Source organism: Pedococcus ginsenosidimutans, assembly GCF_039544395.1.
Classification (GTDB): Bacteria; Actinomycetota; Actinomycetes; order Actinomycetales; family Dermatophilaceae; genus Pedococcus; species Pedococcus ginsenosidimutans.
In genome coordinates, this window is sequence record NZ_BAABLO010000012.1 from 79,580 (window position 1) to 104,882 (window position 25,303).

Here is a 25,303-nt window from a genome sequence, read left to right on the forward strand (position 1 = left end):
TCCCTGCGCCGGCCGCGAGGGCCGGGCATAGCATCCGACGGGTGAGCGACTCCCTGCGTGCGACGACCATCCGCATCACCGGCGACGGCGGCGACGAGGTCGAGGCCTACCTGGCCCGGCCGGACGGGGACAGCCCCCGCGGCGGCGTCGTCGTCATCCACCACATGCCCGGCTACGACCGGGCCACCAAGGAGATCGTGCGCCGGTTCGCCGAGATGGGCTACGACGCCATCTGCCCCAACCTCTACTGGCGCGAGGCGCCGGGGGCCGCCCCGGACGACGCCGCGGCCACCGCCCGTGCCGCCGGCGGGGTGCCCGACGCGCGGCTGGTCGGCGACGTGGCGGGGGCCGCGGCACACCTGCGCTCCCTGCCCACGAGCAACGGCCGGGTCGGCGTGATCGGCTACTGCTCGGGCGGCCGGCAGAGCGTGCTGGCGGCCTGCCGGACGGACGTCGACGCGGCGGTCGACTGCTACGGCGCGTTCGTGACCGGCGAGCCGCCGGAGGGCTTCCCGCTGCGCGTGACCAACCTCGTCGACGACCTGCCGTCGCTGCGGGCGCCGCTGCTCGGGCTCTTCGGGGTGGAGGACCGGACGCCGAGCCCCGAACACGTCGCCGAGCTCGAGGAGATCCTCACCCGCCTCGGCAAGCCGCACGAGCTGCACTCCTACCAGGACGCCGGGCACGCCTTCTTCGCGACCGACCGCCCCTCCTACCGGGTCGCCGCGGCGAACGACGGCTGGGAGCGGATCAGGGACTTCTTCGCCACGCACCTGTCCGGCGGCGACCCCTCGACCGGGGCCGACCAGCCGTCCGCGACCCCAGAGGGGGCCTGAGGATGTGCACCTACGCCACCGTCACCGAGAGCGTCGACGCCAGCGCCAAGGGCCCGGGCGGCCAGTGGTTCCACGTCAGCGACGCCACCGTCTACTACGACCACCCGGTCCACGTCATGGCCGAGCACAGCCTCAACATCGACCTGTCCGACCCGTCCAGGGGCCCGGGCGCCCGCCTGGCCGTGGAGCTGACCCGGGAGTCGGCAGAGCGCCTGGTCGCCGCCATCCGCACGGCCCTGGACTCCGCGCCGGCCGGGGTCTGAGCGTGGCGGAGCTGCTCGGGATCCGCACCTACCCCGTCAAGGGCGAACCCGGCCACGACCACCGGACGGCCATCGTCGGCCCGGAGGGGCTCGAGGGCGACCGTCGCAAGAAGGCGCCCGTGCACGTCGTCGCGGCGGAGGACGACCGCGACGACCTCCGCGCCAACCTCGTGGTCTCGCTGCCCGCGGCCGAGCTGGTGGCCGCCATCGGCTCGGGGCTGCGGGTGGGTGAGGTCGCCCTCGCGGTGACCGGTACGGCGCGTGACTGCCCGGGGGTGTACGCGGACGTCACGGCACCCGGCAGGATCGGCGTGGGCGACCCCGTGACCACCGGTCGGGAACCCGCGTGACGGCCACGACGGCGGCGGCATAGGGTCCACGGGTGGCTGATTCCACGACGGCAGGGGCCGGGGAGCAGGTGACGCCCTCGACGGGGCGCGCGGCGGCGCACGCGCGGGCGGTGGCCGCACTGGCCGCGAGCTACCGCGCCATACCTGCGGACGCGCCCGTACGCCTGGCCAAGAAGACCTCCAACCTCTTCCGGGCCCGCGCCCGTACCGATGCCCCGGGCCTCGACGTCTCGGGCCTGACCGGTGTCATCTCCGTCGACCCCGAGGCGCGCACGGCCGATGTGCAGGGCATGTGCACCTACGAGGACCTCGTCGACGCGACGCTGCCGCACGGCCTGGCGCCGCTGGTGGTGCCCCAGCTCAAGACGATCACCCTCGGTGGCGCCGTGACGGGCCTCGGCATCGAGTCCACGTCGTTCCGCAACGGCCTGCCCCACGAGTCGGTCCTGGAGATGGACATCCTCACCGGGTCCGGCGAGATCGTCACCGCCCGGCCCGAGGGGGAGCACTCCGACCTGTTCCACGGGTTCCCCAACTCCTACGGCACCCTCGGCTACGCCACCCGGCTGCGCATCTCCCTGGAGGAGGTCGACCCGGCAGTCGCGTTGCGGCACCTGCGTTTCCACGACCTCGACGAGCTGGTCGCCACGATCGGCCGGATCGTCGACACCGGCGAGCACGACGGGGTCGAGGTCGACTACCTCGACGGCGTGGTCTTCTCGGCCACCGAGTCCTACCTCACCCTCGGCACCAAGTCGCCGCTGACCGGGCCGACCAGCGACTACACCGGCATGGACATCTACTACCGGTCCCTGCAGCACGACGGGCCGGCCCCGCGCACCGACCTGCTCACCACCCACGACTACCTGTGGCGCTGGGACACCGACTGGTTCTGGTGCAGCCGCGCCTTCGGCACCCAGAACCGCTGGGTGCGCAGGTTCTGGCCGCGGAGGCTGCGGCGCAGCGCCTTCTACTGGAAGCTCATCGCGCTCGACCACCGGTTCGACGTCGCCGACCGGCTCGAGGCGCGCAAGGGGCGACCGCCGCGCGAGCGCGTGGTGCAGGACATCGAGGTGCCGCTGGGCCGCACCGCGGAGTTCCTCCACTGGTTCCTGCGCGAGGTCCCCATCGAGCCGGTCTGGCTCTGCCCGGTGCGCAGCCACGACCAGTGGCCCCTGTACCCGCTGCGGCCCGGGGAGACCTACGTCAACGTGGGTTTCTGGTCCAGCGTCCCTCGTGACCCGGCCGACCCGGGCGCGACCAACAGGCTCATCGAGACGGAGGTCACTCGGCTCGACGGCCACAAGTCCCTCTACTCCGACGCGTTCTACAGCGAGGATGAGTTCTGGCGGCTCTACGGCGGCGAGACCTACGCCGACCTCAAGCGCCACTACGACCCCGGTTCCCGACTGCTCGATCTCTACTCCAAGGCGGTGCGACGCAAGTGACGATCCTCAAGAGCAACCAGCCCGACTCGGGCACCAGGCTGTCGATGGCCGAGATCCTCGACACCGTGACCACGGGGGAGGTGCCCCTGCGCTTCAGCGCCTACGACGGGTCGCGCACCGGTCCCGAGGACGCCGAGTTCGGCCTCCACCTGCGCACCCCGCGCGGTGCGAGCTACCTCGCGACGGCCCCCGGCGACCTCGGTATGGCGCGTGCCTACGTCGCCGGCGACCTCGAGCTGGTCGGGGTCCACCCGGGGAACCCCTACCCGCTGCTCTCTGCCCTGGGCGAGGTGCACTTCCAGGTGCCCTCCGCCCGCACCGCCGCCACGATCGCGCGCTCGCTCGGTATCGAGCTGCTCAAGCCGCCGCCGCCCCCGCCGCAGGAGACCCTGCCCCGCTGGCGTCGCGTGGCCGAGGGGCTGCGCCACACGCGCACCCGTGACGCGGAGGCCATCCACCACCACTACGACGTGTCCAACACGTTCTACGAGAAGGTGCTCGGTCCGTCGATGACCTATACCTGCGCCGCCTACCCGACCGAGTCGGCGACGCTGGAGGAGGCGCAGGAGAACAAGTACCGGCTCGTCTTCGACAAGCTGCGCCTCAAGGAGGGCGACCGGCTGCTCGACATCGGCTGTGGCTGGGGTGGCATGGTCCGCTACGCCGCGCGCCGGGGCGTGCGCGTGATCGGGGCGACCCTGTCGGCCGAGCAGGCGTCCTGGGCCCGCGAGGCCATCGAGCGCGAGGGGCTGTCCCACCTCGCCGAGGTCCGGCACTCCGACTACCGCGACGTCACCGAGACCGGGTTCGACGCGGTGTCCTCGATCGGGCTGACCGAGCACATCGGCGTCCGCAACTACCCGTCCTACTTCCGGTTCATCGACTCCAAGCTGCGCGAGGGCGGTCTGCTCCTCAACCACTGCATCACCCGGCCCGACAACCGGCGAACCTCGACGGGGGCGTTCATCGACCGCTACGTGTTCCCGGACGGCGAGCTGACCGGGTCGGGCACGATCATCAGCGCCATCCAGGACGTCGGGCTCGAGGTGCGCCACGAGGAGAACCTGCGCGAGCACTACGCCCGCACCCTGGCCGGTTGGTGCGACAACCTGCGCGACAACTGGGACGCCTGCGTCGCCGAGGTCGGCGAGGCGACGGCACGGGTCTGGGGCCTGTACATGGCCGGGTCGCAGCTCGGGTTCGAGCGCAACGTCGTGCAGCTGCACCAGGTGCTGGCCGTCAAGCTGGGCGACAAGGGATCGGCCGGCCTGCCCCTGCGCCCCTGGTGGCAGGGCTGATGGACCAGCGGCTCTCGCTGGTCACCCTCGGCGTGGGCGACCTGGCCCGCGCCGAGGCGTTCTACTCCGCGCTCGGCTGGCAGCGCGGCAACGACGACGAGGACGTGGTGTTCTTCCAGTGCGGCGGCCTCGTCGTCGCCCTGTGGGACCGCACCTCGCTGGCCGAGGACTCTGCCGTGACCGACGGCGGCGGCTGGGGCGGGGTGACCCTGGCCCTCAACGTGCGCAGCGTCGCCGAGGTGGACGCGGTACTCGACGAGGCGCGAGGGGCGGGCGCGACGATCGGGCGCCCGGGTGCGGAGACGGCCTGGGGTGGCTACTCGGGGATCTTCCTCGACCCCGACGGCCACCCGTGGGAGGTCGCGCACAACCCGTTCTGGACGATCACCGAGGACGGCCGGACGTTGCTGCGCGGCTAGGTGCCGCTCAGGCCACCGGTTCGAGCAGCTCCGTACCCAGCCACTCCCGCGGGATCCCGAAGGCGTCGACGAGCGTCTGGGCGTGCGGGCGCAGCACGGCGCAGAGGTCGTTGACGGCGGCGGTGACCTGCTTGCTCCGGGCCGGGGTGATGCGGCCGTGCTCGAGGTACCAGCCCTTGTGCGCCTCGATCGTCGACAGCGCGTAGAGGTCGCAGACGGTGCCCAGCATCGCCGCAGCGGCCCGGTCGGTGCACGCGTCGATGGCTGCGACGAACGCCTCCAGGACGGTCCGGTCGACATGGGCACGAGCCGCCTCGACCACGTGGTCCTGGGCGTCGTTGAAGACGCCGAACGCGTCGGCGCCGGGCTTGCCGGCCTTGCGCAGCCGCCGCGCCAGGGTCTCCAGCAGGTGCTTCTCGCGGTCCTCGAAGAGGTCGAGCTGCCAGCCCCGGTCGGTCGGTCCCTTCTCGCTGTCGCGTCCCGGCGCGGCAGCGATGAGCCGTTGGACCAGGCCGCGGGCAGCGGTCCGCTCGATGACCACGCCGGTCAGCTGCCGGGCGCCGAAACGGACCATGCCCAGGGTGTCGAGGTCGCCGAAGGCGTCGCGGTAGTCGGTGAGCAGACCCTTGGCGACGAGCTGGAGCAGGACCGTGTTGTCGCCCTCGAAGGTCGTGAACACGTCGGTGTCCGCCTTGAGCGCCGGCAGCCGGTTCACCGCGAGGTACCCCGCGCCGCCGCAGGCCTCGCGGCACATCTGGATCGTCGTCGTGGCGTGGGTCGTCGCGACCGCCTTGATGCCGGCGGCACGGGCCTCGAGCTCGCGCTGGCGGTGCTCGTCGGCCCCGTCGCCCTGGCTCTGCACGTCGTGCATGAGCGAGACGAGCTCGTTCTGGGCCAGCTGGAGGGCGTAGGACGTGGCCAGGGCCGGGAGCAGCTTGCGCTGGTGGGCCCGGTAGTCGAGCAGCACGACCTCCTCGTCCGCCCCGGGAGGGGCGAACTGGCGCCGGTGCCCGGCATACGTCACGGCGAGCGCCAGCGCGGTCCGGGTCGCGGAACCGGCGGCGCCGGCCACGCTGACGCGCCCCCGGACGAGGGTGCCGAGCATGGTGAAGAAGCGGCGGGTCGGGTTGTCGATGGGGGAGGTGTAGTGCCCCTGCTCGTCGATGTCGCCGTACCGGTTCAACAGGTTGGTGCGCGGCACCCGCACGTGGTCGAAGGACAGCCGCCCGTTGTCGACCCCGGCCAGCCCCGCCTTGGCGCCGCAGTCGCCGATGGTGACCCCCGGCACCGGCGCGCCGTGCTCGTCGCGGATGGGCACGAGCACGCAGTGCACGCCGTGGCCCTCCCCACCGGTGACCAGCTGCGCGAACACCGCCGCGAGCCGGCCGTCGCGGGCAGCGCCACCGATGTAGTCCTTGCGGCTGCGCAGGTCGGGGGTGTGGACGACGAGCTCGTCGGTGTCGGGGTCGTAGGTCGCCGTGGTGCCGAGGGACTGCACGTCCGAGCCGTGGCCGGTCTCCGTCATCGCAAAGCAGCCCGGCAGCGTCGCGTCGATGATCCGGGGCAGGTACTCCGCGTGGTGGGCGGCGGTGCCGAGGTTCGCCACGGCGCCCCCGAACAGACCCCAGTGGACTCCCGCCTTGACCATGACCGACAGGTCGGCGTGGCCGAGCATCTCGAACGCGGTCACCGAGCCGCCGAGGTCGCCGTTGCCCCCGACCTCCGTCGCGAAGCCGCGGGCCGGGTGCCCGGTCGCGGCGATCTTCTGCACCTGCTCCGCGACGCGGGCGCGGTACTCCTCCATCGTGAGCTCCTCACGGGGAGGGGCGAAGTCGGCGGGGGACAGGTCGGTCCTGGCCTCCTCGCGGACGTGGGCCCAGCGGCCGTCCAGGACGTGGCGAAGCTCGGTGGCGAGGTCGGTCATCGGGTCTCCCGGGTCTGCGACGTGTCGGTCGGGTGCGGGTGGGCGGTCGTGGTGTCGGGGTGGGACCGGTCGGGCCAGGCGGCGGACAGGCCGCCCCACGCGAGGTCCGTGAGGTGCTCGGTGAGGTCGGTGCGTGACGTGCGCGAAGGGTCCGCGAGCCACTGGTCGGCGGCCGCGCGGACCATGCCCACGACCCCGGCGCCCCAGACGGGGGCGGCGGCGTCGCTGCGCCCGGCGGCCACCAGTGCGGCTGCGAAGACCGCCGACATCTGCTCGGCGATGTGGCTGGTCACGGCGAGAGCGGGGTCGCCGCCCGGTGGCCGGTCGAGCAGGGGTGCGCTGACCACGAAGCGGTAGACCTCGGGGTCCCGCTCGACCAGCGCGAGGTAGGCGTCCACGGCTGCGGCGACGAGGGCGCGGGGCGTGCCGGGTGCCGCGGTGAGGTCGAGGCCGCCGACCCCGATGGCGGCGCGGAGGTCGCGCAGGATGCGCGCGTCGACGCTCTCGGACACCGCGGCGTACAGCCCCGCCCGGTCGGTGAAGTGGCGGTAGAAGACCGTCTTGGACGTGCCGGCCACGGCGGCGATGTCGTCCATGCCCACGCTCGCCCCGTGCTGGCGTATGGCGCGCAGCGTGGCTTCGACGAGCTCGCGGCGCCGGGTGGCGCGGTGCTCGTCCCAGCGGGTGCTGCGGCCGTCGGTGTTCGTGCCCACGGTGGGGACGGTAGCAGGTACGACCTGTACCTGCTACCGTCCGTAGCCAGTAATCACGACGAACCCAGGAGCACTCGTGGCCAGCACCGCGCCCCGTCGCGCCGCCGTCATCGGCGGCAACCGCATCCCCTTCGCCCGGGCCAACGGCGCCTACGCGAAGGCGTCCAACCAGGACATGCTCACCGCCGCGCTCGAGGGGCTCGTCGCCCGGCACGGCCTCGCCGGCGAGCACGTGGGCGAGGTGGCCGCCGGCGCGGTGCTCAAGCACAGCCGTGACTTCAACCTCACCCGCGAGTCGGTCCTCGGGTCGAGCCTCGCGGCCACGACGCCGGCGTACGACGTGCAGCAGGCGTGCGGCACCGGGTTGGAGGCGACCGTCCTCGTCGCCAACAAGATCGCGCTCGGCCAGGTGGACTCCGGGATCGCGGGCGGCACCGACACCGCCTCCGACGCCCCGATCGCCGTCCACGAGGGCCTGCGCCAGGCGCTCCTCGCGCTCAACCGGGCCAAGACCCCCGCCCAGCGGCTCAAGGCCGTGTCCCGGCTGCGCCCGGGCCAGGTCGTCCCGGAGATCCCGCGCAACGTCGAGCCCCGCACGGGCCTGTCGATGGGGGAACACATGGCGCAGACGGCCGCGCAGTGGGGCGTCACGCGTGAGGCGCAGGACCAGCTCGCCGTCGACAGCCACCGCAACCTCGCCGCCGCGTACGACCGCGGCTTCTTCGACGACCTCGTCACTCCCTACCTCGGGCTGCCCCGTGACCAGAACCTGCGCCCCGACTCGTCGGTGGAGAAGCTGGCCGGGCTGCGGCCGGTCTTCGGGCGCGGCGACGACGCCACGATGACGGCGGCCAACTCGACCCCGCTCACCGACGGTGCCTCGGTCGTCCTCCTCGGCAGTGACGAGTGGGCGGCCGAGCGCGGCCTGCCCGTGCTCGCCCACGTCGTCGACGCGCAGACCGCGGCGGTGGACTACGTGACGGGTCACGAGGGACTGCTCATGGCTCCTGCCTACGCCCTGCCCCACCTGCTCGAGCGCCAGGGCATGAAGCTCCAGGACTTCGACCTCGTCGAGATCCACGAGGCGTTCGCCGCGACCGTGCTGTGCACCCTCGCGGCCTGGGAGAGCGAGTCGTTCTGCCGCGACCGCCTCGGCCTCGACACCCCCGTGGGCGCGGTCGACCGGAGCCGGCTCAACGCCAACGGGTCCTCCCTCGCGGCCGGTCACCCGTTCGCGGCCACGGGAGGACGCATCGTCGCCTCGTTGGCGAAAGCCCTGCACGAGAAGGGATCTGGCGCACGCGGCCTCATCTCGATCTGTGCGGCCGGTGGTCAGGGCGTCATGGCGATCCTCGAGGCCGCGTGATGGCCGGCGCCTACGCAGGATTCGTCAACAGCGCCGTCGGCGCGCGCCTGGCCGCCCAGCTGGGGCTGCCCCGCCCCGTGCGGCTGCGCCGGTACTCCGCCGACGCGCCCCTCGTCGAGGCGCCGGTGCTCGTCGCGGGCCTCGACGACGCCCCCGTGGCCGCCCGGGTGCGTGACCTCCTCGCCCGCGAGGACGTCGAGGTCGTGGCCTCGCCGCCCGCGGGCTCCAAGGTGGGCGCCGTGGTGCTCGACCTCACGGCCGTGCACGGGCCGGCCGACCTGGCCGTGGTACGGGACGTCCTCGGCCCGGCGGTCAAGGCCCTGCGGCCCTCGGGTCGCGTGGTGCTCGTCGGTGCCGACCCCGCCGAGGCGTCCACCGTCGCGCAGGCCGCGGCACGGCGTGCGCTCGAGGGCATCAGCCGGTCGGTCGGCAAGGAGCTGCGCGCCGGGGCGACGGCGAACCTGGTCCTCGTGGCCCGGGGCGCGGAGGGCAACGCCGACGCCACCCTGCGGTTCCTGCTCTCGGGCCGGGCCGCCTACGTCGACGGGCAGGTGGTGCGGGTCGGGGCAGGCGCGCCCGCAGAACCCGCGGACTGGGCCCTCCCGCTGGCCGGCAAGGTTGCCGTGGTGACCGGTGCCGCGCGCGGTATCGGCGCCTCGATCGCCCAGGTGCTGGCCCGTGACGGTGCCCGCGTGGTCTGCGTGGACATCCCGGCCGCAGGTGAGGCGCTGGCGCGCACGGCCAACCGCGTCGGTGGCACCGCGCTGCAGGTCGACGTCACGGCGCCGGACGCCGGGCAGCGGATCCTCGACCACGCCACGACCCGCCACGGCGGCCTCGACGTCGTCGTGCACAACGCCGGTATCACCCGCGACAAGCTGCTGGCCAACATGGACGAGGCGCGCTGGGCCTCGGTGCTCGACGTCAACCTCGGATCCATCCTGCGGATGAACGAGGTCCTGTTGGGGGAGAACGGGATCCGCGACGGTGGCCACGTCGTGCTCGTGTCGTCGATCGCCGGTATCGCGGGCAACCGCGGCCAAGTCAACTACGCGGCCTCCAAGGCGGGCGTCATCGGGCTCGTCGACGCGCTCTCGGCCGACGACGACCTCCGCGCCCGCGGCATCACGGTCAACGCGGTCGCGCCCGGGTTCATCGAGACCGAGATGACCGCCAAGGTGCCCTTTGCCACGCGCGAGGTCGGCCGGCTGCTCAACTCGCTGAGCCAGGGCGGCCTGCCCGTCGACGTGGCGGAGACGATCGCGTGGTTCAGCCAGGACGCCAACGCCGGGGTCACCGGCAACGTCGTCCGGGTCTGCGGCCAGAGCCTGCTGGGGGCCTGAGGTGGAGCTGCGCGAGGTCGCGTCCGCACCGGCGCTGGGGCCGTTGTTCGCCCGGGCCGCCGTGACGCAGAAGGGTCGCGGCGGTGAGCTGCCGAACCACGCCCTGCGGCTCGCCGGCGTCGAGGTCGACCGCGGCGCCCTGCTCGACTACCAGCACCTGTGCCGGTTCGCCGGGGGAGACGTGCTGCCCCACACCTACCCGCACGTGCTCGGCTTCCCGCTCCAGGTCTCCCTCATGGCCGACCGCGAGTTCCCCCTGGCCCTTCCGGGCCTGGTGCACGTCGAGAACCACATCACGGTCCACCGAAGGCTCACGGCCGACGACCGGCTCGACCTGACCGTGTACGCCGAGGACCTCCGGCCCCACCCCAGGGGGACGCTCGTCGACCTGGTCACCGAGGTCGAGGTCGGCGGCGACAGGGTGTGGGAGGGGCGCAGCACCTACCTGAGGCGCGGTAGCGGTCGCACGGTGGCGGCGGAGGGGCCGGACCGCACGGCTCGCCCGGCCCCGCCGCTTCCGGAAGGTCCCCCGGCAGGACTCCTGCGGCTGCCCGAGGACCTGGGCCGCCGGTATGCCGCCGTGTCCGGCGACGTGAACCCGATCCACCTCCATGCCTGGAGCGCAAGGGCGATGGGCTTCCCGCGGGCCATCGCGCACGGCATGTGGACCGCGGCGCGCACGATCGCGGCGCTGGGCCCGCGGGCCGACGGCCCGTCCTCGTCGTCGGTGTGGTTCCGCAAGCCCGTGCTGTTGCCGTCGACCGTCGAGCTCGTCGTCGACGACCGTGCAGGCAGGGTGGTCGCGGGCCTGGTGTCAGGTCCTGCCCCGCAGCGCGAGCACCTGGTCCTGGAGTTGCGCACCTGACGTCCCCGATTCGCGGCGGGCGCGGGTCCCCGCCTATCGTCGGCGGGATGCACTCTTCGGCCGAACAGCCGTCGGCAGCCTGGCCGACCCGCGTCATCGAGGTCCTGCGGGCGTGGGACCGCGACGCACGCAACGCGGTCCGGCACGCGGGCCCCCAGCGGGACGCCGCGCTGCTCATGGGCAAGGCCGCCCTCGCGACCGTGCTCGCGTGGCAGTTCGCCGTCAGGGTGCTCGACAGCCCCAACCCGTTCTACGCACCCATGGCGGCCTTGCTCGTCGTGGACCGGACGATGGTCCGCTCGATCGGTGCGAGCGCCCAGCGTGTCGTGGCCGTGGTCGTGGGCATGAGCGCGGCCTGGCTGGTCGGGTCGGTCGTGGGCGTCCACTGGTGGACGATGCTCCCGGTGCTCTACCTCGCCCTGCTGATCGCCCGCTGGCGCCGCCTCGGTGACCACGGCATCCAGGTGCCGACGATGGTGCTGCTGTCCCTGCTGACGGTCGGCGGCACGGACATGGAGTTCACCTACCTCACCATCGTCGAGACCCTCGCCGGTGGCGTGATCGGGGTGCTGACCAACGCGGTCGTCCTGGCGCCCCTGCACGTGCAGCAGCCACGCGAGCAGATCAAGACCCTCAACGCGCGGGTGTGCCGCCTGCTCAACGACATCGCCGCCGGGCTGCGGGAGGGCTGGGACGGCGACGACGCGCGAGGGTGGTACGACACGAGCACCGAGCTCGTGCAGCTCGCGCCCGCCATCCAGGCCGAGATCGAGACCGGCAGGGAGAGCCTGCGGTTCAACCCGCGCGACAACCTGCGTGGCCTCGAGATCGACTGGACGGGCTACGCGCAGGCGGTCGAAGCGGTCCGCCGCACCCAGTGGCAGGTCTCCGGCATCGCGCGCACGCTGGTCGACGCCGCCGACGAGGACGAGAGCCAACCGTCGCCGACCCAGCAGTTCCTCGAGTGCTACGCGGACGTGCTCGACAAGGTCGCCGGTGCCGTCTCGCACTTCGGGCGGCCCGAGGAGAACGAGCGGGAGGCCGTGTCCGGCTACCTCGGGTCGGCCATGGAGATCATCGAGGACCTCGGCAACCAGGTCCGCGAGACCGAGCTCGAGGACCCTCGGGCGTGGCCCGCGTACGGCTCGCTGCTGCTCGACGCCCAGCGCCTCATCCGGGAGCTCCAGGTGCACGGCGAACGCGCCGTCATGCCGACCGACAGCGGCCCCATCCGCAAGCCTGGACGCAGGATCGTCGGCATCCGCTGAGTCGTGGCCGCACTCCCGGGGGCACCAGGCGGGCCGGGGGCCCAAGCAGGTCGAAGGGGGCACTCCGGGCAGTGGAGATGTCCCGCTGACGACCTAGTTCGTTCGACGGACGCGTTCTGCCCGCGGACGCCCTAGTTTCCATGTCATGCCCAGATCCGCACATCTAGCGGCCGCGGGGGCCTTGGCACTGGTGCCCCTCGGCATCCTCGCTGCACCTGCGCAGGCCGCCGGCTCGTACTCGGTGACCGTGACCTGCTCGGTGCCCAAGAGCCAGCCGGAGAGACAGCTGGCACCGGACTCCTGCCTCAACTACGTCCCCGACGGCACCCAGACGTTCACCGCGAAGGTGCGCAAGAGCGACGGGACCGCGGCGAGGGGAGTGACCGTGCAGTGGACCGACTCCGCTGCCAACGCGAAGTTCCGGCTGGCCCAGAACCCGTGCGTCACGAACAGCAGCGGCGTCTGCTCGGCCGAGCTCGTGGTCACCCGCCCCAAACGCGGCCAGAAGGTCACCGTCACCGCCACGGCGGGGGGAGCCTCCGACCACGGCTACCTGACCTTCAAGTGAGGCCGAGCCGGGCCTGGTCCGGGCCACCCCGCGACCAGGACCGGCGACGCAGCGCTCAGCTCGACCGCGAAGGGTGGGTCGGGAGGCGCTTCGCGTAGCAGCGCGACAGCTCGGAGTCGGCGTAGTGGCCGAAGTCGACCGTCCGGGTGTAGCCGCTGGACGTGTAGAGGGCGATCGCGTCCTGCTGGATGACCCCCGTCTCCAGGACGAGCATCGCGACGCCGGCATCCGCTGCGGTGGCCTCGAGCTCGTCGAGGACGAGCCGCGAGATACCGCGGCGCCGGGCACGCGGGGTGACGTACATCCGCTTCACCTCGGCAGTGGTCATGCCGAAACGCTCGTCGAGGTCGGGTCTGCGCCGCCAGCCGCCCATGGCGACAGGACCCTCGTCGTCGCGGACGAGCACGAAGTGGCCGTCCGGCGAGGTGAACTCGTCGTGGTCGATGGGGGAGTCGTCAGGACCGCCGTAGATGCTGACGTAGTAGCCCTGCACCTCTGCGACGAGCTGCTGCACGTCGGGGTCTCCGAACGCGGTGGCGGCCAGGCGCACCGTACGTTCCGGAGCAGTGTCCTGCTGCCCCGTGGCGCCCTGCCCGGAGGTCTCGTGGTCGCCCAAGGTCAGTCGCGAAGTGCCGCTGCGGCCTCGGCGACCGGCACCGGTCCACCCACGACCTCGACCTGCGCCCGGATGCCGCCCCCGGTGCTCAGCAGCTCGGCGATCAGCGCGGCGACGTCCGCGCGGGGCACCTCGCCGCGACCGACGGACTCTCCCACCTGCACCCGGCCGGCGGCCGGCTCGTCGGTGAGGCGGCCGGGGCGCACGATGGTCCAGGCCAGCTCGTCGCGCGCCCGCAGGTCGGCGTCTGCCGCGCCCTTGGCCCGAAGGTAGACCTGGAAGACGTCGTCGGAGTCGGGGTCCGCGGAGTCGGCGCCCATCGACGACACCATGACGTAGCGCTCGACCCCTGCGGCGACCGCGGCGTCGGCGAGGAGCACCGCAGCGCCGCGGTCGACGGTCTCCTTGCGAGCCGCGCCGCTGTCGGGGCCGGCCCCCGCGGCGAAGACCACGGCGTCCGCCCCGGCGACAGCCGCCGCCAGCGCCTCGACGGTCGTGTGCTCGAGGTCGACGACCTCGGCCCGTGCGCCCTGCTTCTCCACGTCCGGCACGTGGTCCGGGTTGCGCACCAGTGCGACGGCCTCGTGGCCGCGGGCGGTGAGCTCCTTCTCCAGCAGCAGGGCGATCTGTCCGTGTCCTCCGGCGATGGCGACGATCATGGTCCTTGTCTACAACCTCGGCGGCCCGACCGCGCGGCCGGCCCGGGTATGGCGCGGGGCCGCCGGACGCGTGGTGCGTCCGACGGCCCCGAGGCACTCGTGGTCCAGATGGGTCGGTCGTCAGGCGACGTCGAACCGGTCGAGCTCCATCACCTTGGTCCAGGCCGCGACGAACTCGTCGACGAACCGGCCCCGCGCGTCGTCGCTGGCATAGACCTCGGCCAGCGCCCGCAGCTCGGAGTTGGACCCGAAGACGAGGTCGGCGCGCGTCCCGGTCCACCGGACCTGGCCGGAGGCGTCCCGGCCCTCGAACGTCGAGGCGTCCTCGGAGGTGGAGGTCCACTGCGTGCCGAGGTCCAGCAGGTTGACGAAGAAGTCGTTCGTCAGCGTGCCGGGGGCGTCGGTGAGGACGCCCAGGCTCGACCCGTCGTAGTTCGTCCCGAGGACGCGCAGTCCACCGACGAGCACCGTCATCTCGGGCGCGCTCAGGGTAAGCAGGTTGGCCCGGTCGAGCAGCTGGTACTCCGCGCCGAGGCGGTGGCCCTTGCCCGGGTAGTTGCGGAAGCCGTCGGCCCGCGGCTCGAGCCACGCGAACGACTCGACGTCGGTCTGCTCCTGGCTCGCGTCGACACGACCCGGGGTGAACGGCACCTCGATGTCGCGACCGGCCGCCTTGGCTGCCTGCTCGACGCCCACGCCGCCGGCGAGGACGATGAGGTCGGCGAGGGAGACCTGGCGACCGCCCTTGGCGTTGAACGACTCCTGCACGCCCTCGAGGGTGCGCAGCACGGTCGCGAGCTGCGCCGGGTTGTTGACCTCCCAGCCGTTCTGCGGCGCGAGGCGGACGCGAGCACCGTTGGCGCCACCGCGCTTGTCGCTGCCGCGGAACGAGGCGGCGGACGCCCAGGCCGTCGAGACGAGCTGGGAGACCGACAGGCCGGTGTCGGCGATGGCAGCCTTCAGCGACGCGACGTCCTCCGCGGTGATCGGCTCACCGGACGGCTGGGGCAGCGGGTCCTGCCACAGCAGCTCCTCAGTGGGGACCTCGGGGCCGAGGTAGCGGGCCACGGGACCCATGTCGCGGTGGGTCAGCTTGAACCACGCGCGGGCGAAGGCGTCGGCGAACTCCTGCGGGTTCTCCAGGAAGCGGCGGGAGATCTGCTCGTAGACGGGGTCGACGCGCAGGGCGAGGTCGGTCGTGAGCATGTTGGGCGCGATCCGCTTGGAGGCGTCGTGGGCGTGCGGCGCGGTGCCCTCACCGGCGCCGTCCTTGGGCTTCCACTGGTGGGCTCCCGCCGGGCTCTTGGTCAGCTCCCACTCGTACCCGAAGAGGGTCTCGAAGAAGCTGTTGTCCCACTGGGTCGGCGTCGGGGTCCAGGTGACCTCGATGCCGCTGGTGATGGTGTCGGCGCCCTTGCCGGTGCCGAAGCTGTTCTTCCAGCCCAGGCCCATCTGCTCCAGGGGTGCGCCCTCGGGCTCGTCCGCGACGTACTCGTCGGGGTCGGCCGCACCGTGCGTCTTGCCGAAGGTGTGGCCGCCGGCGATCAGGGCCACCGTCTCCTCGTCGTTCATGGCCATGCGGCCGAACGTCTCGCGGATGTCGCGGGCCGAGCGCAGCGGGTCGGGCTCGCCGTCGGGGCCCTCGGGGTTGACGTAGATCAGGCCCATCTGGACCGCGGCGAGCGGGTTCTCGAGCTCACGGTCACCGGTGTAGCGCTCGGCGCCGAGCCACTCGGTCTCCGGGCCCCAGTACACGTCCTCGTCGGGCTCCCACACGTCCGCGCGGCCGCCGGCGAAGCCGAAGGTCTCGAAGCCCATGGTCTCCAGCGCCACGTTGCCGGTCAGGACCATGAGGTCGGCCCACGACAGGTTGCGGCCGTACTTCTTCTTGACCGGCCACAGCAGGCGGCGGGCCTTGTCGAGGTTGGCGTTGTCAGGCCAGCTGTTGAGGGGGGCGAAGCGCTGCTGCCCCGCACCCGCGCCACCGCGGCCGTCCTGCACGCGGTACGTGCCGGCGCTGTGCCACGCCATGCGGATCATGAACGGGCCGTAGCTGCCGAAGTCAGCGGGCCACCAGTCCTGGGAGGTGGTGATGACCTGCGCGATGTCCTTCTTCACCTCGGCCAGGTCGAGGGACGAGAACGCGGCGGCGTAGTCGAAGTCCTCGCCGTAGGGGTTCGCGACGGCAGGGTTCTTCGCGAGGATCTTGACGTTGAGGCGCTCGGGCCACCAGCCGCGGTTGCCGCCGCCCTGGGCGGGCTCGGGCGCGCGGTCGTGCACGACCGGGCACTTGCGGTCGCTCTCGTTCATCTCACCGACGCGGGTCTCGTGGCCCTCGGCGTTGGTGTTGCTCTCGTGGTTCTGGTCGGACATGACTTCCTTCCGGACGGGGTGGTGGGTGGAGCTGTGGTGGTCAGGGAGCGCAGTCGGGGCACAGGCCGCGGTAGACGACCTCGGCCTCGTCGATGGTGAAGCCGTGGTCCTGCGACGCCGTCAGGCACGGCGCGTGGCCGACGGCGCAGTCGACGTCGGCGATGGTGCCGCAGGCGCGGCAGACGACGTGGTGGTGGTTGTCGCCGACCCGGGACTCGTAGCGCGCGACCGAGCCGGGCGGCTGGATACGGCGCACGAGGCCCGAGCGGGTGAGGGCGCTGAGGCAGTCGTAGACCGCCTGGTGCGACACATCGGGCACGTCGCGGCGCGCTGCGGCGATGAGCGAGTCGGTGTCGGAGTGGGGGAGCGCGTGCACGGCACCCAGCACGGCCACCCTGGGACGGGTCACCCTCAGCCCGGCGTCCCGCAGCAGCTGCGGGAGCTCGTCCGGGTGGACGGCCGGGGGAGGCGTCATGGGGCGAGTCTTGCGGCTGATCTGGAACGAGTCAAGAATCCGCGACAGGTATCTCGCGCGCACCGGCGAGGACCCGGCCGATAGCATCGAGGGGCTGTCTGCGGGCACCCGCGGACCGCACACCGAGGGGACCTCGTCCCACCCACGAAGCAAGGAGAACGCACGTGTCTGCCCAGATCACCGTCACCATCGCCGGGAGCGAGCGACAGGTGCCGGAGCAGACCACTGCCGCCGACCTGTTCGAGGGTGACCGCGCGGTCCTGGTCGCCCGCGTCAACGGCGAGCTGCGCGACCTCGCGCACGTCGTGGCCGACGGCGACGTCGTCGAGCCGGTCACCGCCGCGGAGCAGGACGGCCTCGACGTGCTGCGGCACAGCGCCGCCCACGTCCTCGCGCAGGCGGTGCAGGAGGTCAACCCCAAGGCACGGCTCGGGATCGGGCCGCCCGTGCGCGACGGCTTCTACTACGACTTCGACGTCGAGGAGGCCTTCACCCCCGAGGACCTCAAGGCGCTCGAGAAGGTCATGCAGCGCATCGTCAACGAGGGGCAGACCTTCGTGCGCCGCGAGGTCAGCGACGCCGACGCCGCCGTGGAGCTGGCCGACGAGCCCTACAAGATCGAGCTCATCGGCCTCAAGGGCGGAGCCGCCGGCGAGGCGGCGGAAGGCGCCGACGTGGAGGTGGGCGGCGCCCAGCTGACCATCTACGACAACGTCAAGCGTGACGGCACCCGTGCCTGGGGTGACCTGTGCCGCGGCCCGCACGTGCCCACCACCAAGGTGCTCGGCAACGCGTTCAAGCTCATGCGCAGCGGTGGCGCCTACTGGCGCGGCAGCGAGAAGAACCCGCAGCTGCAGCGGGTCTACGGCACCGCGTGGGCCACCAAGGACGAGCTCAAGGCCTACCTCGACCGCCTTGCCGAGGCGGAGAAGCGCGACCACCGCAAGATCGGCGCGGAGCAGGACCTGTTCAGCTTCCCCGACGAGCTCGGCTCCGGCCTGGCGGTCTTCCACCCCAAGGGCGGGGTGATCAAGCGCGAGATGGAGGACTACGTCCGCCGCCGGCACATCGAGGAGGGCTTCCAGTACGTCGGGACCCCCCACATCAGCAAGGACGGGCTGTTCCACACCTCGGGGCACCTGCCCTACTACGCGGACACCATGTTCCCGGCGATGGAGTTCGAAGGCACCGAGTACCGCCTCAAGGCGATGAACTGCCCCATGCACAACCTCATCTTCCGCTCGCGCGGCCGTTCCTACCGTGAGCTGCCGCTGCGGCTGTTCGAGTTCGGGTCGGTCTACCGGTTCGAGAAGTCCGGCGTCGTGCACGGCCTGACCCGTGTGCGAGGGATGACCCAGGACGACTCCCACTCCTACGTCACCGCCGAGCAGGCCCCCGGCGAGATCAAGCACCTCCTGGACTTCGTGCTGTCCCTGCTGCGTGACTTCGGGATGGACGACTACTACCTGGAGCTGTCGACCCGCGAGACCGAGGGCGACAAGAAGGACAAGTTCATCGGCTCCGACGAGCAGTGGGAGCACGCCACCGAGGTGCTGCGCGACGTGGCCACCGAGTCGGGCCTCGAGCTCGTCATGGACCCCGGCGGCGCGGCCTACTACGGCCCGAAGATCTCGGTCCAGGCCCGCGACGCGATCGGCCGCACCTGGCAGATGTCGACCATCCAGTACGACTTCAACCAGCCCGAGCGCTTCGGGCTGGAGTACCAGGCTGCCGACGGCTCGCGCCAGCAGCCGGTGATGATCCACTCGGCCAAGTTCGGCTCCATCGAGCGGTTCCTCGGCGTGCTCGTCGAGCACTACGCCGGCGCGTTCCCGCCCTGGCTCTCCCCGGTGCAGGTCCTCATGGTGCCGGTCGCGGAGGAGTACTCCGACTACCTGCACGACGTGGCGGACCAGCTGCGGCGCAAGGGGATCCGCGTCGAGATCGACGACAGCGACGACCGGTTCCCCAAGAAGATCCGCAACGCCAGCAAGTCGCGCGTGCCGTTCACCCTCATCGCCGGCGAGGAGGACCGCTCGGCCGGTGCCGTGTCCTTCCGCTACCGCAGTGGCGAGCAGAAGAACGGCGTGCCGGTCGCCGACGCGATCGCCGAGGTCGTCGCCGCCGTGGAGTCGCGCGTCCAGGTCTGAGCACGGCCGGGTCGGGACGCAGCCGCCGTCCCGACCCGGTGAGCGCGAAGTGCCGGAACCCGCTCCGGGTTCCGGCACTTCCTGCTCACCCGGTGGGTGCCGGGTACGGCGCGTCGCTCACTGGGTGGGGCGCCACACCATCCGCACGTCTGGGGCGCCCTCCTCGTTGTCGCCGTCGGTCTGCTCGACCGGGACGAACCCGTGCTGCTCGTAGAAGCGCAGGGCGTCGAGGTTGCTCTGGAAAGCCCACAGCTGCAGTCCCTCGGGGAAGCGGTCCTTGGCCACCTCGACCAGCCGGGACCCGAGCCCGCGACCGGTGCGCTCCGCCCGGATGTACAGGTGGCCCAGGACGTCGGGCTCGACCACGGCCAGGAACCCGACGAGCCGGCCGCCCGACTCTGCGACCCAGACCTCGAACTCGCCCAGCAGCACGTGCTCGACGAACGGCAGCACGCTCTCGCGCGGGTGGACGATCATCGGGATGCGCGGGACCGACTCGGTGCGCACCTGCCAGAACAGCTCGGCCAGCTCCGGGGCGTCGGTGGGGGTGCCGCGGCGGATGGAGGCGCGCGCGGGCTCGGTGTCGATGGTCACTGCGCCATTGTGTCGGGCCGTCCCGCGCCGTCGGCACGGCCCGCGGCCGGGGTGCTGCATAGGATCGGGGCATGGAGCGCGCACCCGAGCCGGACACCGACTTCGCGAGCGTCCCGGACGGGTTCGAGCGGCTCTGGACCCCCCACCGGATGGCCTACATCTCCGGCGAGCGGCCGAGCGAGGACGCCGGAGACGGCTGCCCGTTCTGCGCGGCCCCGGGGCGAGGCGACGCCGAGGGGCTGGTGGTCCACCGCGGTGAGCACTGCTACGTCGTCATGAACCTGTTCCCGTACAACCCCGGTCACGTCCTGGTCTGCCCCTACCGGCACGTGTCCCTCTACGTCGACCTCACCGACGAGGAGACCGTCGAGCTCGCACGCCTCACGAAGGAGGCCATCGGGGCGCTGGACGCGACCTCGCAGCCGATGGGCTACAACATCGGCATGAACCAGGGCGCCGTCGCCGGTGCCGGGGTGCAGGCCCACCTGCACCAGCACGTCGTACCGCGCTGGGGCGGCGACATGAACTTCCTGCCCATCATCGGGCAGACGAAAGCTCTTCCGATGCTGCTGGAGGACGTCCGGAGCCGGCTCGGGGCGGCGTGGCCGGCCGCTTCGGCTCGTGCCGCATCCGGCGACGACCAGCCCACGGACGCGTGGCCCACCACGGACCGATCCGCTCCAGCGGCAGGAAGCTGAGCAGGCACACGACCAGCGGCAGGAAGTGGATCTTGAGCATCAGGTAGGTGCTCAGGTGGAACCCGGCCCAGAAGGCGAGGCCCGCGTACAGGGCGCGGCTGCGCAGCCACAGGAGCACCGGCGAGCAGAACTCGGCCACGAGCACCACCCACTGCAACGCGTGCGTGAGCGCCGGGTGGGAGCCGACCCAGGGGCCGATGCCGTTGGGTCGCCGGGTGAGTGCCCAGATCAAGGTGGCGCCGTTGGCCCAGCCCCATCCGCCGAAGCGCATCTTCGCGCTGGCCGAGAGCCAGTAGATGCAGACGGCTCCGACCTGCACCATGCGGACCGCCCACCCGGCGGCCTGCGAACGCACGTCGACGTCGGCGACCCGTGCCCGTCCGGCGGTCGGCAGCACGAAGAGCGCCAGCACCAGGGCGAAGTGGTCGTGGTCGACCTTGGAGTAGGCGAAGGCGTTGCTCACCCAGTCGAGCATCCCGACCGCGCAGACCCACCCGGCGAGGCGCGGGAGGCGCCCCGTCGCCGCCACCAGCGCGCTGAGGACGATCACGCCCAGCAGCACCCTGACGTAGGTGTGCGACGGCGCGGGCAGGTGCAGGACGTCGCGGACGGCGAGCCCGCGGTAGAGGCTCGGCGGCACGTCGCCGTGGGGGATGGGGTCGGTGACGATCCACAGCACGTCGAGCAGGACGAACGGGTAGATGACGTGCCGCAGCCACGCGACCCGGGCCAGCGGCACGGCAGGGACGAGGAAGCGCTCGACCGCGTTCACCGCGCGTCCGTCCCGCCCGGTATGCCGCTCGGCCGTGGCGCGAGGGGGTCGCGCACCTGCCAGGTGGCGAGGGTGGAGGTGGTGGTGTCGCCGGTGGGGATGTGGGTGGAGGTGTTGCGCAGCCAGATCGTCACGTAGGCGGACTCGCGCGGGAGTCGGCGGCGGTGCAGCATCGCCACGTCCTGGAGCAGCGCCGGCTCGGCGATGATCCGCGGGGCCTGGCCCTCGATCTCGGAGCGCTCGATGCCGATCATCTCCTTGGACAGCGGCACCCTCACCACCTCGCCGTCGACGGTGAGCGCGTCCATGGTGAGGGAGTTGATGACGCCGTCGTTCCTGACCGAGAACGCGTACTGCGACATCGGCCCGAACGGCCACCACTGGTCGTTGCCGACCCACGTGCCGAGGCAGACGGTGGTCACCACGGCGGCCGTGGTCGCCAGCCGGCACAGCACCGAGTACGGACCCAGTGTGTCCGGCGAGCGCCCCCTCATGGCCGTCATGGTGCCACGCGGATGAGAGACTTCGGCCATGGACATGGCCAGGGACAGGGAACGAGGCCTGCTCATCTTCGACGGGGACTGCGGCTTCTGCACGACCAGTGCACGGTTCGTCTCCCGGTGGGTCGACCGGCGCCACCGCTACGACGTGCAGCCCTGGCAGGAGCTCGACCTCGCCCCGCTCGGCGTGACCGAGGCCGACTGCATCGAGGCGGCCCAGTTCGTGCGGCGCGACGGGTCGGTCGTGGCCGGGCACCGCGCCATCGCCGCGGGCCTGACCCACGGTGCGCCCCTGTGGCGGCCGCTGGGGCACCTGCTCACCCTGCCGGGCGTCTCGGCAGTGGCCGCCCGCGTCTACGCCTGGGTCGCCGACCACCGCTATGCGCTCCCCGGTGGCACCCCGGCGTGCGCGCCCGGCATCCCGGCCCAGCCTCAGTAGGCTGCCCCCACCATGCTCAACAAGTACGCACGCGCCCTCTTCACGACCATCTTCACGCCGGTCGCCAGGCTGTTCCTCAAGCTGGGGATCAGCCCCGACGTCGTGACCATCGTCGGCACCCTCGGCGTGTGCGCCGGCGCCCTGGCCTTCTACCCGCGGCACGAGTTCTTCTGGGGCACCGTGGTCATCACGCTGTTCGTGTTCTCCGACACCGTCGACGGCGTCATGGCGCGCATGTCCGGCCGCTCGGGGCGCTGGGGCGCCTACCTCGACTCCACCCTCGACCGCTTCGGCGACTCGGCCATCTTCGGTGGCCTCGTGCTCTGGTACGCCGGTCGCGGCGACGACTTCCTCATGGCCGGGCTCGCGCTCGCCTGCCTCATCCTCGGCAGCGTGGTCTCCTACGCCAAGGCACGCGCCGAGGGGCTCGGCTTCTCCGCCGACGTGGGGATCGCCGAGCGGGCCGACCGCCTCGTCGCCGTCCTGGTCACCACCGGCCTGGTCGGCCTCGGCCTCCCCGAGGTGGTCCTCACCGTCGTGCTGGCCCTGCTGGCCGTGGCCAGCGTGGTCACCGTCGTGCAGCGCATGCTGATGGTGCGCCGCCAGGCGCTCACCGCCGCCTCGTGAGCCGGCTCGGCGACCTGCTCGCCGTGAGCGGCTTCCGCCTCGGCTGGGGCACCGTACGGCGCCTGCCCGAGCGCGCCGCGTACGCCGCCTTCGACCGCGTCGCCGACCTGACCGTCGCCCGCGGCGGCAAGGGGGTCCAGCGCCTGCGCAGCAACTACGCGAAGGTGCGTCCCGAGCTCGACGGCGATGCGCTGGACGCCCTGGTGCGGGCCGGGATGCGCTCCTACATGCGCTACTACTGCGAGGCGTTCCGGCTGCCCGACCGCAGCCGCGCCGGCATCGAGGCGCAGGTGGTCGTCGAGGGTGACGCCCCGGTGCGCGCAGAGCTGGCCGCCGGCCGTCCCGTGGTGTGCTTCCTCGGCCACCTCGGCAACTGGGACATCGCCGGCGCCTGGGGGACCCGGGCGCTGGCGCCGGTCGTCACCGTCGCCGAGCGCCTGGAGCCGGAGGAGGTCTACGCCGAGTTCCTGCAGTTCCGCGAGTCGCTGGGCATGACGATCCTGCCGCTCACGGGGGGAGGCGACGTCTTCGCCCAGCTGCGCGGCCACCTCGCCGGGCCGGTGCTGATGCCGCTGCTCGCCGACCGCGACCTCACGGCCCGCGGGATCGAGGTCGACCTCTGCGGCCACCGCTCGAAGATGGCCGCGGGCCCGGCCGCCCTCGCGCTCGCCAGCGGCGTGGCACTGTTCCCCGTGTCGATCCACTACCGGCGTGTGCCGGGCTCGTGGCGCCACCGCGTCGTCATCACCTTCCACGACCGGGTCGAGGTGCCCGCGACCGGCACGACCCGCGCCAAGGCCGTGGCCATGACCCAGCAGTGCGCCGACGCGCTCGGTGCGGCGATCGTCGAGCACACGGCCGACTGGCACATGTTGCAGCGCGTGTTCCTCGAGGACCTGGAGCCGAGGCCCACGGCCGACACCGCTGTGGAGGCCGCCTCGTGAGGATCGGGATCGTCTGCCCCTACTCCTTCGACGTGCCCGGGGGAGTGCAGTTCCACGTGCGCGACCTCGCCGAGCACTTCCTCTCCCAGGGCCACCACGCGTCGGTGCTGGCGCCGGCCGACGACGACACCCCGCTGCCCGACTACGTCGAGTCCGTGGGGCGCTCGGTCCCCGTGCGCTACAACGGCTCCGTGGCCAGGCTCAACTTCGGGCCCGTCACCGCGGCCCGGGTCGGGCGGTGGCTGGAGCGGGGGGAGTTCGACGTGCTCCACATCCACGAGCCGGTCACGCCCTCGATCGCGCTGCTCGCCCTCTGGTCAGCCGACGGCCCCGTGGTCGCGACCTTCCACACCTCCAACCTGCGCTCCCGCGCGATGCAGGCTGCCTACCCGCTGCTGCGCCCAAGCCTCGAGAAGATCAGTGGCCGCATCGCGGTCTCCGAGGACGCCCGCCGCACGGTGACCACCCACCTGGGGGGCGACGCGGTCGTCATCCCCAACGGCGTCAACGTCGCCCGCTTCGCCGGTGCCGCGCCTGACCCCGCGTGGCAGGGCACCCCCGACGCCCCCACCCTGGCCTTCCTCGGGCGCATCGACGAGCCGCGCAAGGGCCTGCCCGTGCTCGCGGCCTCGATGCCGGCGGTCCTCGCCCAGCACCCCGGCGCGCGGGTCCTCGTCGCCGGGCCCGGCGACGTCGAGGCCGCCCGCGAGCGGATGGACCCGGCCGTCGCCGCGGCCACCGAGTTCCTCGGCATGGTCAGCGACGACGAGAAGGCGGCCCTGCTCTCCTCCGTCGACGCGTACGTCGCCCCGCACACCGGCGGCGAGAGCTTCGGCATCGTGCTCGTGGAGGCGATGAGCGCCGGCGCACCCGTGGTGGCCAGCGACCTCGCCGCGTTCGTACGGGTGCTCGACGGGGGTCGCTGCGGGGCGATGTTCGCCAACGAGGACCCCGCCGACCTGTCGCGGCAGCTGCTCAGGGTGCTGGGCGACCCGGGGGAGCGCCAGCGGTTGTCCGGCCTCGGGAGCCGGCGCGCGCTGGTCTTCGACTGGTCGGTCGTGGCCGAGGACGTCATGGCCGTCTACGAGATGGTCACCCACGGCTCCGACCACGTGCGGGCCGACCCTGCAGGGCACCTCCGGGCAGACCCCGCCGACACCCGGTGGACGCGGCTGCTGCGCGGCACCCGGCGCGGGGGTGAGGTCTGATGGAGGCCCTGACCTACGCCGCCGTCGTGGTGGCCGTGCTCCTGGGGGTGGCCTGGTACCTCTCCTACAACGCCGCACGCCTCGACCGCCTGCACACCCGCGCCGAGGGGGCCCTCTCCGCCCTCGACGCCCAGCTGGTGCGCCGGGCCGAGGCGACCCTCGAGCTGGCCAACTCAGGTGCCGTCGACCCGGCGACCGCGCTCATGCTCGCGGGTGCCGCCTCGGACTCCCTCGAGGCGCACAACGACCGTGCCCTCGAGGACGACCTGCTCGAGGGGCAGAGCTTCGGCGCCCGGGAGGGGCTGGAGAGCGACCTCACCGCAGCCCTGCAGGCGGCCCTGACCCCCGATGTGGTCGCCGAGATCCGGGCCGAGGACGGTGCCGGCGCCGCTGCGCTGCAACGGGTCGAGGGAGCGGGCGTGCGCGTGCAGCTCGCCCGCCGCTTCCACAACGACGCGGTCACCGACGTGCGCCGGGTGCGCCGCAAGCCGGTCGTGCGCGTCTTCCGGCTCGCGGGCCACGCCGAACTGCCCCGCACCGTCGAGTTCGACGACGAGCTGCCGCCCGCCGTCCGCGACTGACCCTCT

The 25,303-nt window shown here is 72.5% G+C and carries 26 protein-coding genes; 18 read left to right on the forward strand and 8 right to left on the reverse strand.

Annotation, left to right across the window (positions count from 1 at the left end; genetic code table 11):
- Positions 1-41 precede the first annotated feature (41 nt).
- The 6 genes from ABEA42_RS14965 to ABEA42_RS14990 are packed head-to-tail and all read left to right on the forward strand — an operon-like array spanning position 42 to position 4,614.
- The gene (locus ABEA42_RS14965; protein WP_345504586.1) at positions 42-836 is read left to right on the forward strand and encodes a dienelactone hydrolase family protein; all 795 of its coding nucleotides are present in this window, start codon (positions 42-44) and stop codon (positions 834-836) included.
- Positions 837-838: 2 nt separating this feature from the next.
- Complete coding sequence (locus ABEA42_RS14970) at positions 839-1,099, forward strand: DUF6295 family protein (protein ID WP_345504588.1); 261 nt, start codon at positions 839-841, stop codon at positions 1,097-1,099.
- 2 nt (positions 1,100-1,101) lie between these two features.
- Positions 1,102-1,449 (forward strand): hypothetical protein, encoded by a 348-nt coding sequence (locus ABEA42_RS14975; protein ID WP_345504590.1) that lies wholly within the window; start codon positions 1,102-1,104, stop codon positions 1,447-1,449.
- Between the two features lie 32 nt (positions 1,450-1,481).
- Complete coding sequence (locus ABEA42_RS14980) at positions 1,482-2,897, forward strand: FAD-binding oxidoreductase (RefSeq protein WP_345504592.1); 1,416 nt, start codon at positions 1,482-1,484, stop codon at positions 2,895-2,897.
- Positions 2,894-4,195 (forward strand): cyclopropane-fatty-acyl-phospholipid synthase family protein, encoded by a 1,302-nt coding sequence (locus tag ABEA42_RS14985; protein ID WP_345504594.1) that lies wholly within the window; start codon positions 2,894-2,896, stop codon positions 4,193-4,195. Before ABEA42_RS14980 ends, ABEA42_RS14985 begins: the two co-directional genes overlap by 4 nt.
- The gene (locus ABEA42_RS14990) at positions 4,195-4,614 is read left to right on the forward strand and encodes a VOC family protein (protein WP_345504596.1); all 420 of its coding nucleotides are present in this window, start codon (positions 4,195-4,197) and stop codon (positions 4,612-4,614) included. Before ABEA42_RS14985 ends, ABEA42_RS14990 begins: the two co-directional genes overlap by 1 nt.
- 7 nt (positions 4,615-4,621) lie before the next feature.
- On the opposite strand, the gene ABEA42_RS14995 is transcribed toward ABEA42_RS14990, so the two are convergent.
- Together ABEA42_RS14995 and ABEA42_RS15000 are read right to left on the reverse strand one after the other, a co-directional pair.
- Entirely contained in the window at positions 4,622-6,538 is a 1,917-nt protein-coding gene (locus ABEA42_RS14995) for an acyl-CoA dehydrogenase family protein (protein WP_345504597.1), read from the reverse strand.
- The gene (locus tag ABEA42_RS15000) at positions 6,535-7,251 is read right to left on the reverse strand and encodes a TetR/AcrR family transcriptional regulator (protein WP_345504599.1); all 717 of its coding nucleotides are present in this window, start codon (positions 7,249-7,251) and stop codon (positions 6,535-6,537) included. The genes ABEA42_RS14995 and ABEA42_RS15000 overlap by 4 nt, the downstream gene beginning before the upstream one ends.
- A 76-nt stretch (positions 7,252-7,327) precedes the next feature.
- Between ABEA42_RS15000 and ABEA42_RS15005 the strand changes: the two genes are divergently transcribed.
- The 5 genes from ABEA42_RS15005 to ABEA42_RS15025 all read left to right on the forward strand — a co-directional run bounded on the left by ABEA42_RS15005 (position 7,328) and on the right by ABEA42_RS15025 (position 12,661).
- Positions 7,328-8,617, forward strand: coding sequence for an acetyl-CoA C-acetyltransferase (locus ABEA42_RS15005; protein WP_345504601.1), 1,290 nt, complete (start codon positions 7,328-7,330; stop codon positions 8,615-8,617).
- On the forward strand, positions 8,617-9,960 hold the full coding sequence (locus ABEA42_RS15010; protein ID WP_345504602.1) for a 3-oxoacyl-ACP reductase: 1,344 nt from the start codon (positions 8,617-8,619) through the stop codon (positions 9,958-9,960). The genes ABEA42_RS15005 and ABEA42_RS15010 overlap by 1 nt, the downstream gene beginning before the upstream one ends.
- A 1-nt stretch (position 9,961) precedes the next feature.
- The gene (locus ABEA42_RS15015) at positions 9,962-10,825 is read left to right on the forward strand and encodes a MaoC family dehydratase (RefSeq protein WP_345504603.1); all 864 of its coding nucleotides are present in this window, start codon (positions 9,962-9,964) and stop codon (positions 10,823-10,825) included.
- A 47-nt stretch (positions 10,826-10,872) separates the two neighbouring features.
- A complete protein-coding gene (locus ABEA42_RS15020; protein ID WP_345504604.1) occupies positions 10,873-12,093 on the forward strand; it encodes an FUSC family protein in 1,221 nt (406 codons plus the stop codon).
- A 145-nt stretch (positions 12,094-12,238) separates the two neighbouring features.
- Positions 12,239-12,661, forward strand: a complete 423-nt coding sequence (locus tag ABEA42_RS15025) for an Ig-like domain-containing protein (protein ID WP_345504606.1) — start codon at positions 12,239-12,241, stop codon at positions 12,659-12,661.
- Positions 12,662-12,716: 55 nt separating this feature from the next.
- Here the strand turns inward: ABEA42_RS15025 and ABEA42_RS15030 are convergent, their stop codons facing one another.
- The 4 genes from ABEA42_RS15030 to ABEA42_RS15045 all read right to left on the reverse strand — a co-directional run bounded on the left by ABEA42_RS15030 (position 12,717) and on the right by ABEA42_RS15045 (position 16,784).
- Complete coding sequence (locus tag ABEA42_RS15030; protein ID WP_345504608.1) at positions 12,717-13,277, reverse strand: GNAT family N-acetyltransferase; 561 nt, start codon at positions 13,275-13,277, stop codon at positions 12,717-12,719.
- 2 nt (positions 13,278-13,279) lie between these two features.
- Positions 13,280-13,936, reverse strand: coding sequence for an NAD(P)-binding oxidoreductase (locus tag ABEA42_RS15035; protein ID WP_345504609.1), 657 nt, complete (start codon positions 13,934-13,936; stop codon positions 13,280-13,282).
- Between the two features lie 120 nt (positions 13,937-14,056).
- Positions 14,057-16,246 carry a catalase/peroxidase HPI gene (gene katG, locus ABEA42_RS15040; protein ID WP_345505035.1) on the reverse strand — a complete coding sequence of 730 codons (2,190 nt, stop codon included), beginning with the start codon at positions 16,244-16,246 and terminating at the stop codon, positions 14,057-14,059.
- A 103-nt stretch (positions 16,247-16,349) separates the two neighbouring features.
- The gene (locus ABEA42_RS15045) at positions 16,350-16,784 is read right to left on the reverse strand and encodes a Fur family transcriptional regulator (RefSeq protein ID WP_345504611.1); all 435 of its coding nucleotides are present in this window, start codon (positions 16,782-16,784) and stop codon (positions 16,350-16,352) included.
- Between the two features lie 164 nt (positions 16,785-16,948).
- On the opposite strand from ABEA42_RS15045, the gene thrS reads away from it, so the two are divergent.
- A complete protein-coding gene (gene thrS, locus ABEA42_RS15050) occupies positions 16,949-18,934 on the forward strand; it encodes a threonine--tRNA ligase (protein WP_345504613.1) in 1,986 nt (661 codons plus the stop codon).
- 117 nt (positions 18,935-19,051) lie between these two features.
- On the opposite strand, the gene ABEA42_RS15055 is transcribed toward thrS, so the two are convergent.
- Positions 19,052-19,528 carry a GNAT family N-acetyltransferase gene (locus ABEA42_RS15055; protein WP_345504614.1) on the reverse strand — a complete coding sequence of 159 codons (477 nt, stop codon included), beginning with the start codon at positions 19,526-19,528 and terminating at the stop codon, positions 19,052-19,054.
- Between the two features lie 71 nt (positions 19,529-19,599).
- On the opposite strand from ABEA42_RS15055, the gene ABEA42_RS15060 reads away from it, so the two are divergent.
- The gene (locus ABEA42_RS15060; protein ID WP_345504616.1) at positions 19,600-20,226 is read left to right on the forward strand and encodes an HIT family protein; all 627 of its coding nucleotides are present in this window, start codon (positions 19,600-19,602) and stop codon (positions 20,224-20,226) included.
- A 768-nt stretch (positions 20,227-20,994) separates the two neighbouring features.
- Here the strand turns inward: ABEA42_RS15060 and ABEA42_RS15065 are convergent.
- Positions 20,995-21,492, reverse strand: coding sequence for a hypothetical protein (locus ABEA42_RS15065; protein WP_345504618.1), 498 nt, complete (start codon positions 21,490-21,492; stop codon positions 20,995-20,997).
- 37 nt (positions 21,493-21,529) lie between these two features.
- Between ABEA42_RS15065 and ABEA42_RS15070 the strand changes: the two genes are divergently transcribed.
- From ABEA42_RS15070 to ABEA42_RS15090, 5 genes are read left to right on the forward strand one after another with little or no spacing between them, the layout of a single operon-like run.
- Positions 21,530-21,937 (forward strand): thiol-disulfide oxidoreductase DCC family protein, encoded by a 408-nt coding sequence (locus ABEA42_RS15070; protein ID WP_345504619.1) that lies wholly within the window; start codon positions 21,530-21,532, stop codon positions 21,935-21,937.
- Positions 21,938-21,949: 12 nt separating this feature from the next.
- The gene (gene pgsA, locus ABEA42_RS15075) at positions 21,950-22,564 is read left to right on the forward strand and encodes a phosphatidylinositol phosphate synthase (RefSeq protein ID WP_345504620.1); all 615 of its coding nucleotides are present in this window, start codon (positions 21,950-21,952) and stop codon (positions 22,562-22,564) included.
- Entirely contained in the window at positions 22,561-23,508 is a 948-nt protein-coding gene (locus ABEA42_RS15080) for a phosphatidylinositol mannoside acyltransferase (RefSeq protein ID WP_345504622.1), read from the forward strand. Before pgsA ends, ABEA42_RS15080 begins: the two co-directional genes overlap by 4 nt.
- Positions 23,505-24,716, forward strand: a complete 1,212-nt coding sequence (locus tag ABEA42_RS15085) for a glycosyltransferase family 4 protein (protein ID WP_345504623.1) — start codon at positions 23,505-23,507, stop codon at positions 24,714-24,716. The genes ABEA42_RS15080 and ABEA42_RS15085 overlap by 4 nt, the downstream gene beginning before the upstream one ends.
- Positions 24,716-25,297, forward strand: a complete 582-nt coding sequence (locus tag ABEA42_RS15090) for a hypothetical protein (protein WP_345504625.1) — start codon at positions 24,716-24,718, stop codon at positions 25,295-25,297. The genes ABEA42_RS15085 and ABEA42_RS15090 overlap by 1 nt, the downstream gene beginning before the upstream one ends.
- Positions 25,298-25,303: the final 6 nt, after the last annotated feature.

What these genes read in the sequence shown, in the direction of transcription:
- ABEA42_RS15010 (WP_345504602.1), top strand. Translation starts at nt 8,617, where the DNA reads ATGGCCGGCGCCTACGCAGGATTCGTCAACAGCGCCGTCGGCGCGCGC.
- ABEA42_RS15035 (WP_345504609.1), bottom strand. Translation starts at nt 13,936, where the DNA reads ATGATCGTCGCCATCGCCGGAGGACACGGACAGATCGCCCTGCTGCTG.
- ABEA42_RS14970 (WP_345504588.1), top strand. Translation starts at nt 839, where the DNA reads ATGTGCACCTACGCCACCGTCACCGAGAGCGTCGACGCCAGCGCCAAG.
- ABEA42_RS15070 (WP_345504619.1), top strand. Translation starts at nt 21,530, where the DNA reads ATGGACATGGCCAGGGACAGGGAACGAGGCCTGCTCATCTTCGACGGG.
- ABEA42_RS15060 (WP_345504616.1), top strand. Translation starts at nt 19,600, where the DNA reads ATGGAGCGCGCACCCGAGCCGGACACCGACTTCGCGAGCGTCCCGGAC.
- ABEA42_RS15065 (WP_345504618.1), bottom strand. Translation starts at nt 21,492, where the DNA reads ATGAGGGGGCGCTCGCCGGACACACTGGGTCCGTACTCGGTGCTGTGC.
- katG (WP_345505035.1), bottom strand. Translation starts at nt 16,246, where the DNA reads ATGAACGAGAGCGACCGCAAGTGCCCGGTCGTGCACGACCGCGCGCCC.
- ABEA42_RS15025 (WP_345504606.1), top strand. Translation starts at nt 12,239, where the DNA reads ATGCCCAGATCCGCACATCTAGCGGCCGCGGGGGCCTTGGCACTGGTG.
- ABEA42_RS15045 (WP_345504611.1), bottom strand. Translation starts at nt 16,784, where the DNA reads ATGACGCCTCCCCCGGCCGTCCACCCGGACGAGCTCCCGCAGCTGCTG.
- ABEA42_RS15090 (WP_345504625.1), top strand. Translation starts at nt 24,716, where the DNA reads ATGGAGGCCCTGACCTACGCCGCCGTCGTGGTGGCCGTGCTCCTGGGG.
- ABEA42_RS14990 (WP_345504596.1), top strand. Translation starts at nt 4,195, where the DNA reads ATGGACCAGCGGCTCTCGCTGGTCACCCTCGGCGTGGGCGACCTGGCC.
- ABEA42_RS14995 (WP_345504597.1), bottom strand. Translation starts at nt 6,538, where the DNA reads ATGACCGACCTCGCCACCGAGCTTCGCCACGTCCTGGACGGCCGCTGG.
- pgsA (WP_345504620.1), top strand. Translation starts at nt 21,950, where the DNA reads ATGCTCAACAAGTACGCACGCGCCCTCTTCACGACCATCTTCACGCCG.
- ABEA42_RS15020 (WP_345504604.1), top strand. Translation starts at nt 10,873, where the DNA reads ATGCACTCTTCGGCCGAACAGCCGTCGGCAGCCTGGCCGACCCGCGTC.